Genomic DNA, 9,827 nt, shown 5'->3' on the forward strand with positions numbered 1-9,827 from the left:
CAATGGCTTTTATGGCTTCAGCTTTAAATTCTGCGGTGTAAGTCTTCTGTTTCTTGCTCATGGTAAACTCCTAATGAGTATGTATAGTTTACCAAGTTAAACCCTCCTGTTTTTTAAGCACACATCACCTTGATGAGCTACTGCTTAATTAAATGCATTACACGCATATCAATTGATGGTCTGATTTTACTTGACCATTACAATGGCTAGTTTGCCAACAGACAGTACAACGACTAAATAAACTTAGCATCCACATAAATACAACCCATCTTGCTTGGTACTGATATAAGTAATATCCGTTGTATGCTTATATTTGCGTGCAACTTTATTCAGTAAACTTAGCTTTTTAAATATTCTTAGATTCTACAGACAGAACATTCATTCATACGATAATCAAGATCATGTATGTCATGGACATGATTGTGCGCCTAAATGAGTATGATGCTGCCAATGGATAGCTTTCAAATCATCATACATAAATAAATCTAACATTTTTCATGCATAGAAGCGTGAAGTGCTGACACCTAGATATTTGCAGGCAGAAGAGACTGCAGTGATTATTTTTAACTGATCGGTGATAGATTTAAGTAAGTATATCGTTGCTTTGAATACTTTCTTAGCTTTACGAGTATAGGGCTATGCTGGCAGCATGTCGAAAGACACAGCAAACTATTAGCGAAAGAGTCTCTCAAAGATGCTAAAACTTGAAAATCATAAATGCGGACATTAAAAAGCCCCCATGGTTAGGGGCTAGTCGTATCACTCGCGTGATACTCATATAAGGCTCATCTCATACTGTGTATATTAAAGCATAAAATTGAAAAAATGCTGAGTAAATTGACAGTTAAAACTTTGTTGTTTTAGGAAAAAGCGATCGCTATACTTTGCCATGAACATTTGTTCAATTCACTATAACCATAAAGAACTATATTGATGAAAGAATATAAAGTTGTTATCTATCAAGAAGGTATGCTGGGATCTTTGCTGCTTGGCTCTTCAAAAGTTGATCCTGTTAAATTCACTAATTTTTTAAATCAAAATGCACAGCAAGGTTGGGCGGTGATTACGATGGAAAAGGATATCCGTCGTATGCTGCTTTTTTGGAAGCGCGAAGCTTATGTAGTTGTTTTGGAGAGAGAAAAATGAAATACGGTGTCTTTAGTGCACTTATTATTTCAGTTTTATGGGGTTTATTAGCCATCGCTCAATTATGGTTTGAGTTGCTCAGTGTCGAAGTATTTACCAAACTAACCGTCACAGTAGCGATCTTAGAAGCCATCATTATTATTGCAACATTGGTCATACGTGAGTATTTGACAGATAAAAAATTGAAAAAAGATGGCTATATAGATTAGAACACATAAATAGGGCAATTGGGTGCTGAGCTCAATTGCCTTAAAATTTTAAAGTCATTTTATAGATTAGATCTATATTGACTCATTACTCAATCATCATGAGGTCAGCACTGCTGGCAGATTTTAATTGTCGTAGCGCAAAAATGGAGCGGGTATGGCGTATACCTTTCATAGAATATAAATTTTTACGTAAAAAACGCTCATAGTGTTCAGCATTTTTAACTGCAACTTTCACCAAATAATCATAATCGCCAGTGACTAAATGTGCTTCTACCACTTCTGGCATATTGGCTAAAGTTTCACTAAATTGATCTAAAATTTCATCGTCGTGACGTTCTAATGTAATTTCAATAAAGAATAATTCATTGATCCCAATCGATTTTGGGTTGATGTTGGCTGTATAGCCGTCGATAATTTTTAAATTTTCTAGACGCTTTAAGCGTGTCCAACACGGCGAAGAGGAGAGACCAACACGTTCAGAAAGCTGGGCTATGGTGAGTCGTCCATCTTCTCTTAATGCGGATAATATTAAACGATCAATTCTGTCGAGGTTGTGTCGTGCTTCACTCATGCCAAAATAGAATATAATTGAGAAAAAATAGTTATATCATTTTTTGCAATGGTCGGCTGATGAAAATAAGTACACTTGGACGTTCAGTGCAGATTTTAAAGATAGAAAATAGAATATGTAAGCTGTCAGGCAGTTTGAATGAATCTAAAAGTAGAAATTATTGTGCAGTCCATAAAAAGACCACTCAGCCGGATTACTGACTGAGTGGCAAAAACTTAAGCGTGTAACTGTTGTTCAATGATCGGCCATAGGTTTTGATGTGACGATTTAAACATCAACATATGTCCGATGGCTTTATGACCTGTTTCTTTCGGTTTTAACTCAATCATTTGAGTCAAAGCATTCGGGTATAAACGCAGCAAGTCTTTGACATTGGCTTCCGTAGCGATTTCATCATCAGAGCTCCATACCGCAGTGATCGGGCAGCTCACTTGTTGATGAAAATCATGCTGAACAGTTTTGCCTAAGGCATTGATGACATAACCGGGTTTGCTACAAAATTCAGCCCATTCACGAGCAACATCTTTTGGCAAATTTTCACCCATGCCAATCGCATTAGTCGGGCCATAGCCAATGGTATAGCGTGCAATCGGGAAGATCACATTAAACATCACTGGAGCTCTAAAAGCTTGGTGCGACCTTTAAGATCTTTGACATGACCTGTAGAGCCAGAAACAGCAACCACTTTGGCAACTTTGTCATAATTTGGCACGATACCTAATAATTGTCCGCCTGCACTATGACCGAGTAATATGACTTTAGGCGCCTGCGTTTTACTGATTAAAGCATCGATTGCTGCGGGGATATCAAGCTGCCCCCATTGCACAATACTTGCTGTCGATTCTTTTAGAGGGCTGTGTAGCGACTCACCAATACCACGAAAATCAAAAACTAAAACGTCATAGCCTTGTTGGCTCAACCATGTTGCATAACTATTATAAAATTGATTGGTAATGCCTGTGGCTGGACAAATCAACACAGGTAAAACCTGTTTGAGCTCTGTCTGGTGCGGATAATAGCGCGCACTCAGTGGATAGCCGTCTTGGCAATGAATCGTGAGTTTTTCAGATGATGACATGATTCAAACTTTATGGATGTATTCCGATGTCACTAATTTAAACAAGTTCCAAAAAGAAACTTGAAAAGAGTATGACTCTAAAGTCATGTCATAATAGGTTAGAAGTAAGTATTATTGGAGAAGAAATACAGATAAAAATAATGCGTATAATTGAACAATGGATTTGAATTAAAAATGGATATATTTCAACTTTCAAGTGCAGTAAAAATTGCGATAGTTTTTAGTGGGATTTATTTATGGGTAGGTATGCTCACGGGGGTGTGGAAATATGCACAAATAAGACATTCTGAACTAGCACGTGCGCATTATTATGTCGATATAGCACATCGGAGTAGTTTGTTATACGCCCCAGCAACGCTCATTTTGGCGGTATTGGCCTATTTTTCAGCACTTCCACATACACTCAATTTACTCTTTGTAATCATCAATTTGTTCTTTTTTAGCTTTTCGATTTTAAGTTATGTACTGCATGGCTATTTAGCCGATACCACCAATCAATTTAAAGTCCCGCACGTCTTAGGCAAATGGCATTTACCTAAATGGATGATGAGTATGGCAATGCTTGGATTGGTGATAGGCGAGTTAATTGCAACACTCGGATTGCTCTTCGGAGTCATCGTTAAATTTTGGTTTTAAACAAAGCAATATCAATTAGAAATGGTTTGCATGAGATTGGAAGCTAATCAAGAACTAAAAGCTTTTAAAGTGCAGACGATGGCTATGTAGAAGAATTTATAAAACAAAATTTGAAGTTAAATAGAATCGAAAATTCATGAGAAAAGGCTGATGATTTTCTGGTTATTTTAGGGATTATTTGTATTGTTTTTTTAAATGGATTGAATAATCGAGAAGGTAGGGGTGGCATCTTTTCTTTTTTCAAGATGGATGATGCCTCATCCATCTTCTAACTTAAAATTCTGTTGATTTTTGCTTTCGATATTTGTGGTCAATGACTGCCCATAAATAAAAGGCTACCGAGACAATAAGCGCATAAGCAAAGTATTCAGGTCTTAAATTTCCTTGTATTAAGCCTTGAATAAGTAGTGTCAGCATGAGAGCAATAGTGGTGCTTGTATAGGTCACCATGTTCTTATTTGCCTTCAGAGCGTTAATGAAGAATTGCTTTTTGAAATGTACTGATAACATCTCCACCCCTCCTTGTTGTTGTTTCGCCAAAACCCATGATTTTGGTCAGGTTTGAACTACTGTTGTACTTCGAAACTAGAAGTATTTCAATAGCAAATGTCATTATTTTGTCATAAAACTATGTTAGATCATCGTATAAGAATAATCATTTTATTCATATACTAAATATTATGAATCTAAAGGTGTTGACTGGTGAGTAAAATGGTCAATGCATAATATCTATGTATGAATAAGCAATATATATACCAACACGGATATATCGGCTTTATGACACGAAACCGCCTAGCTTACAGTCAGAATCGGGCTTAATCATGGAGTTTGTGTACGGTGTATTTTGCAGAAAGTATTTGTATTTTAACTATTATTATATTTTGTAGCCAAAGGGCAGGCTTTGCTTCTCATTGTGAAAATAAAACTTAATCTCAAAGTTCAATGACTTAGGATTATTGTGCTGTAGTAGGACAAATAAATGTCAGTTTGGGTAAAACTCGACAATTATTGGTCACAGGTAAAATCGTCATTCGGGTAAAACTCCGATTTTAGACAGGTCAAAAAAGGTTATTTTTTAACTTTGTCAATTACAGCAGCAATAATCAGCACAATCACAGAAGGGATCAGCCATGCTAAATTTTGTTGAGCAAGCGGTAGATTGGCAATAAAGCTTGGAAGCGCATCTTCGAAACCAGCTACTTTTAAACCATCAAAAATACCGAAAATAAACGCACATGCGGTAACAGGCGCAATAACTCTTGATGGTGAAATAAACCATTTAGAGCAGAAGCTAAGTAGGATAACTGCAATCGCAGGTGGATAAATCGCACTTAAAACAGGCACTGAAACAGCAATGAGTTTGGTTAAACCTAAGTTTGAAATAAGCAGTGAGAAGCCAACTAAAATGAACACAAAAACTTTATATGGAATTTTAGTCAATTCTGAGAAATATTCAGCACATGCGCAGGTTAAGCCTATCGCGGTCACCATACATGCAACAAAAATCATTGCAGATAGGAAATAAGCGCCCATATCACCAAAAGCATGTTGTACATATGTATGCAGGATCACTGCACCATTTGTTGCATTTGGAGCAATATCATGGCTGCCCATACCGAGTTTGAATAAGCTGATATAAACCAGTGTAAGTCCAATACCAGAAATAATACTGGCAATGACAGCATATTTGGTGACGAGCTTATTATCCGTTACGCCGCGTGAAGTAATGGCTTTTACGATCACGATACCAAAAACTAAAGCGCCTAAAGTATCCATGGTTAAATAACCATTGACCACACCTTCTGAAACTGGTGCAGCCACGTAATTACCAATAGCAGGTGGAATCACACCGGCAGGGATAAAGAACGCAGAGATACCCAGTACAATGAGACCTAAGATCTTGAGTGGTGAAAGGAAATAACCCACAGTATCCAAAATTTTGTTTGGATAAAGTGAAACAATCGTCACCAATGCAAAATAAATCACGCTATAAATTAGCAGACTGTTTGCGCCGTTACCAAAATAAGAAGAGAAACCAATTTCATAAGAAACGGTAGCTGTACGAGGTGTTGCAAATAAAGGTCCAACAGCTAAGTAACACGCGACAGTAAGGATAATGCTGGCTGCTTTACCCAAAGGTGAACTTAAAACTTGAATAGAACCTTCAACACGCGACAAAGCAATAATCGTGATGACAGGTAGACCAACTGCGGTGATTAAGAAACCAAATGCAGCTAACCAAACATGTTCACCCGCTTGCTGTGCGACAATTGGTGGGAAAATAATGTTGCCTGCACCAATAAACAGTGCGAAGGTCATAAAACCTAAGGCAACAATATCCCGTGTACGAAGACTTGTCATAAAGGGGAGATGAACTGTGAAAAAAGGCAATTTTAGTGCAATTAAGCTCGTTTTTGGAGCAAAATTTATAAATCGTATAGATAGTTTTTATAATACGAATCATGAATATATTGACAGATAAAATAATGTTTTATTTATATTTATGATAAATAAAAGAAATTTATTGTATATAAATTTTTTATAGAAATATGTTTAGCGATTAAGATTTATCAGATATAAATCAATTGTTCTAATTTTCAGCACTAAATCGGATGCTATAAGCCGAATAAATGCAGAAATATTGGCTGAATAAAACAAAAAAAATCTAAAAGGTCTATAATTCGGTGTATTCAAATTTGAGGATATTCAGATGAAAGCTTCCAAAATCACGATTAAAACCGAGCAAGATATTGAAAAATTACGCATTTCAGGTCGTTTAGCTGCTCAGGTTTTAGAGATGATCGGGGAGTATGTCAAGCCGGGCGTGACCACTGAATATCTAGACGATATCTGTAATGATTTTATCGTCAACACACTTAAAGTGATTCCTGCCAACGTTGGCTACTATGGCTATACCAAAACCACCTGTATTTCACCGAATGAAGTGGTTTGTCATGGTATTCCTTCGAAAGAAACTGTATTGAAAGATGGTGACATTATCAATATTGATGTTGCCATCATTAAAGATGGTTATTTTGGTGATACCAGTCGTATGTACTATGTGGGTGAGGTTTCGCCTGCGGCTAAAAAGTTAGTCGAAACTACCTATGAAGCGATGGTTGCAGGGATTCATGCTGTTAAACCGGGAGCAACATTGGGTGATGTAGGCTATGCCATTCAACAAGTTGCTCATCGTGAAGGCTACAGCATTGTACGTGAATATTGTGGTCACGGGATTGGTAAAGTTTATCATGAGCAACCAAGCGTTTTACACTATGGTCAACCGGGTCAAGGTGTCATTCTGAAAAAAGGCATGGTCTTTACCATTGAGCCGATGATCAACAGCGGTAAAGCGCGAACTAAAGAATTAAAAGACGGCTGGACAGTAATTACTGCAGACCGTTCTTTATCGGCACAGTGGGAACATATGGTTGTTGTGACCGATAGTGGTTTTGAGTTGCTATCTCCATGGCCAGAAGGTACAGGTGCATATCCTGCAATCTAAGCTAAATCGCGAATTTAATCCTGAATCTGCTGTATCTAAAGGATTGAAGTTAAATTAAATTGTACAAGTGTATATTTTTTGACTTTAGTCTAATAAGTTGTAGTGTGTATGAGCGTTATAGGTTTTAAGACTAAGAGGTTTTCTCTATAGCTTAATTTATAAGGTTTTGCTTATAACTCTGAAAATCAGTTAGAGCTATTAACGATTTAATAAAGATGTATTTTATTTATATAATATGATTACAGATTCTGCTGTAGTTTCTGATTTTACTTAGTTTTTAAGTTTTCGCTTACCCATCACATGGGTAAGCTTTTTTTTGCCTAAAATTTAGCGTGTTCATGTTGGCTGAGTTTTTCAACTAAGTAATCAATGAATACACGTACAGCAGGTAGTAAGCCACGACGAGATGGATAAACTGCATGGAAAATACCATGTGCAGCTTTCCATTCAGGTAGTACACGAACCAAAGCACCTGATTTCACGTGATCGGACACAATACTGTCGGGTAATAACACCACGCCACAATCTTGGCAGGCCAGTGCAGCTAACATAGACAGGTCAGAGCCCATCACGGTTGGGTTAACTTTGATTTTTTTCTGATGATGCTGTGTATCGGTCACAATAATATGTTGATCGAGATGCTCATCCGCCATACTTAATATTTGATGCTGAGATAAATCTTCAGGTTGTTTGAGTTCACCAAATTTATTCAGATACGCCTGACTGGCAAATAAGTGCTGCTCAATCGTTTCAAATTTACGAATGACTAAATTGGGGTCGTCGTCTAGATTTGAACGTACACGTAGCGCAAGATCGAAGCCTTCATTAATGATATCTACGCGCCGATTGGTCACCATCATTTGCACTTTGATTTCTGGATATTGCTTTAAAAATTCAGGCAATATTTTGGTCATTTCATTTTGCGCGATGGAAACAGGTAAGCTGACTTTAATTAAGCCGCGCGGCTGTGTGCTGAGATGATCAACCAAATCGTGTGCGGCTTGAGCGGCATTCATCATGACTTGTGCATGGCGATAGATATTCATACCAATATCTGTAACAGCAAAATGTCGTGAGCTACGTTGAATCAGGCGGACACCTAAACGTTCTTCTAAGTTATAGACCCGACGACTCAGTTTTGATTTTGGAATATCTGTTGCACGTTCTGCTGCACTAAAACCACCATGTTCGACCACTTGGGCAAAACAATAAAAATCATCTAGATCACTCAGCACTATTCTTATTCCATATTTGCAACGATTTTGCTAATTAACTTGAATTGTTTCATGAAGTCAATCACGTTTTGTAGTTTTTCATGTGAGAAGATTGAGCAAAATTGCCAAGACTAAAGTCGGGTTAACCTTGTAATCGTTTCACATTAGCATGACCAAACAATAAATGTGGTGTATACATCTTTTAAATAACCGAATTTGAAGGATGTGATTTGAGTGTCGTCCTGATATATTCAAATAAAAGACCATTATGAAAGAAATTCGACATTAAAGGACAATGTCATGGAATTAAGACATTTACGTTACTTTGTCGCCGTTGTAGAAGAACAGAGTTTTACGAAGGCTGCTGAAAAGCTATTTATTGCTCAACCTCCTTTAAGTCGTCAAATTCAAAATTTAGAAGAAGAGTTGGGTGCGCAGCTTTTTGAGCGTGGCAGCCGTCCTTTAAGAACCACCACCATCGGCCGTTTCTTTTATCAGCAAGCCGTGAAATTACTCTCCAATGCAGAAGAAATTAAGCTCATTACGCAGCGGGCCAGTGCCACTGAACGTACTATTAATATTGGCTATGGCGGTTCGTTACTCTGTGGTTTATTACCTCGAATTGTTTATTTGTTCCGTCAGCAATATCCACACTTAAATGTAAATTTAATTGAACTGAGTGCAGTCGATCAGATTCAGGCATTAAAAGAAGGTCGGGTTGATGCATGTTTTAGCCGAGTTCGTGTGTCGGATCAGGCGGTTAAACGTGTGCTATTACGAGAAGAGCCACTAATTGTTGCGGTGCATTCGAGTCATCCTTTATCTTCACAGCAGCAGATTGCATTAAATAATCTCAAAGATGAGCAGATTTTTATTTATCCTGCAACGGATGGTCAAAGTTATGCAACGCTGATCAAGTCTTTATTTTTAGAATATGGGATGGAGCCGAAACGCTTCAATACTCAAGCAGATTTGCAGCAATCACTAGGTATGGTCGCTGCGGGCGAAGGCATTTGTATTGTTCCTGAATCTGTCCAAATTATGCAGTTTAGGCATGTGAATTATGTGAAATTATCGGACAGTGCCGCCATTAGCCAAATTTATTTGATTGTGCGGAATGATGATGAAGGGGAATTGGCACGTCCTTTATTTGACTGCGTCTACCAAGTGTATGATTTGGAAGCAATTGAATACGATCGTCGGGTTTTCTAACACTTGTTTTAACATTAAAAACAATTTGATTTTGAAATTAATTTTTAAGTTACTTATTAAGTAACACCATCCTGTATATAAAAAACAGGCTCAATCTTGAAAAGTAATGAGCCTATTTTTTTATTCAGTCTTATTAAGCCTCTTTCATAAATCAAAAAACGAACAGTCTCTTGCTGATTATTTGTACCGAAGAATTTTAAATATTCATGCATAATCTGCGGATGAAATATATCGATTCAAAGAAGCTTTCTGAAAC

Annotated in this window: 9 protein-coding genes and 2 pseudogenes; 5 read left to right on the forward strand and 6 right to left on the reverse strand. The window is 37.3% G+C overall.

Annotated elements, in window-relative coordinates:
- Nucleotides 1–163: 163 nt before the first annotated feature.
- A pseudogene (locus FTU36_RS16830) lies at nucleotides 164–549 on the reverse strand (IS3 family transposase); the annotation flags it as partial.
- 384 nt (nucleotides 550–933) lie between these two features.
- Between FTU36_RS16830 and FTU36_RS15965 the strand changes: the two are divergent.
- Nucleotides 934–1,146 (forward strand): DUF4177 domain-containing protein, encoded by a 213-nt coding sequence (locus FTU36_RS15965; RefSeq protein ID WP_078193931.1) that lies wholly within the window; start codon nucleotides 934–936, stop codon nucleotides 1,144–1,146.
- Nucleotides 1,143–1,355, forward strand: a complete 213-nt coding sequence (locus FTU36_RS15970; RefSeq protein ID WP_180004964.1) for a hypothetical protein — start codon at nucleotides 1,143–1,145, stop codon at nucleotides 1,353–1,355. The genes FTU36_RS15965 and FTU36_RS15970 overlap by 4 nt, the downstream gene beginning before the upstream one ends.
- Before the next feature lie 85 nt (nucleotides 1,356–1,440).
- Here FTU36_RS15970 and FTU36_RS15975 read toward each other — a convergent pair whose 3' ends face one another.
- A complete protein-coding gene (locus FTU36_RS15975; RefSeq protein WP_078188537.1) occupies nucleotides 1,441–1,926 on the reverse strand; it encodes an Lrp/AsnC family transcriptional regulator in 486 nt (161 codons plus the stop codon).
- Nucleotides 1,927–2,141: 215 nt separating this feature from the next.
- Nucleotides 2,142–3,004: pseudogene (locus tag FTU36_RS15980) on the reverse strand (alpha/beta fold hydrolase).
- 174 nt (nucleotides 3,005–3,178) lie between these two features.
- Here FTU36_RS15980 and FTU36_RS15985 point away from each other — a divergent pair.
- Complete coding sequence (locus FTU36_RS15985; RefSeq protein ID WP_180026270.1) at nucleotides 3,179–3,640, forward strand: hypothetical protein; 462 nt, start codon at nucleotides 3,179–3,181, stop codon at nucleotides 3,638–3,640.
- Between the two features lie 273 nt (nucleotides 3,641–3,913).
- On the opposite strand, the gene FTU36_RS15990 is transcribed toward FTU36_RS15985, so the two are convergent.
- Together FTU36_RS15990 and brnQ are read right to left on the reverse strand one after the other, a co-directional pair.
- Nucleotides 3,914–4,150: a hypothetical protein gene (locus FTU36_RS15990; protein ID WP_078188534.1), complete on the reverse strand. Its 237-nt coding sequence runs from the start codon at nucleotides 4,148–4,150 to the stop codon at nucleotides 3,914–3,916.
- 558 nt (nucleotides 4,151–4,708) lie between these two features.
- Nucleotides 4,709–6,001 carry a branched-chain amino acid transport system II carrier protein gene (gene brnQ, locus FTU36_RS15995; RefSeq protein ID WP_180118526.1) on the reverse strand — a complete coding sequence of 431 codons (1,293 nt, stop codon included), beginning with the start codon at nucleotides 5,999–6,001 and terminating at the stop codon, nucleotides 4,709–4,711.
- 349 nt (nucleotides 6,002–6,350) lie between these two features.
- Between brnQ and map the strand changes: the two genes are divergently transcribed.
- The gene (map, locus tag FTU36_RS16000) at nucleotides 6,351–7,145 is read left to right on the forward strand and encodes a type I methionyl aminopeptidase (protein WP_180118528.1); all 795 of its coding nucleotides are present in this window, start codon (nucleotides 6,351–6,353) and stop codon (nucleotides 7,143–7,145) included.
- A 320-nt stretch (nucleotides 7,146–7,465) separates the two neighbouring features.
- Here map and FTU36_RS16005 read toward each other — a convergent pair whose 3' ends face one another.
- Nucleotides 7,466–8,380, reverse strand: coding sequence for a LysR substrate-binding domain-containing protein (locus FTU36_RS16005; protein WP_180118530.1), 915 nt, complete (start codon nucleotides 8,378–8,380; stop codon nucleotides 7,466–7,468).
- Between the two features lie 279 nt (nucleotides 8,381–8,659).
- Between FTU36_RS16005 and FTU36_RS16010 the strand changes: the two genes are divergently transcribed.
- Complete coding sequence (locus tag FTU36_RS16010) at nucleotides 8,660–9,571, forward strand: LysR family transcriptional regulator (protein ID WP_078188530.1); 912 nt, start codon at nucleotides 8,660–8,662, stop codon at nucleotides 9,569–9,571.
- The last annotated feature ends 256 nt before the right edge of the window (nucleotides 9,572–9,827 follow it).

This window comes from Acinetobacter sp. YH12096, assembly GCF_013419215.1.
GTDB lineage: Bacteria > Pseudomonadota > Gammaproteobacteria > Pseudomonadales > Moraxellaceae > Acinetobacter > Acinetobacter amyesii.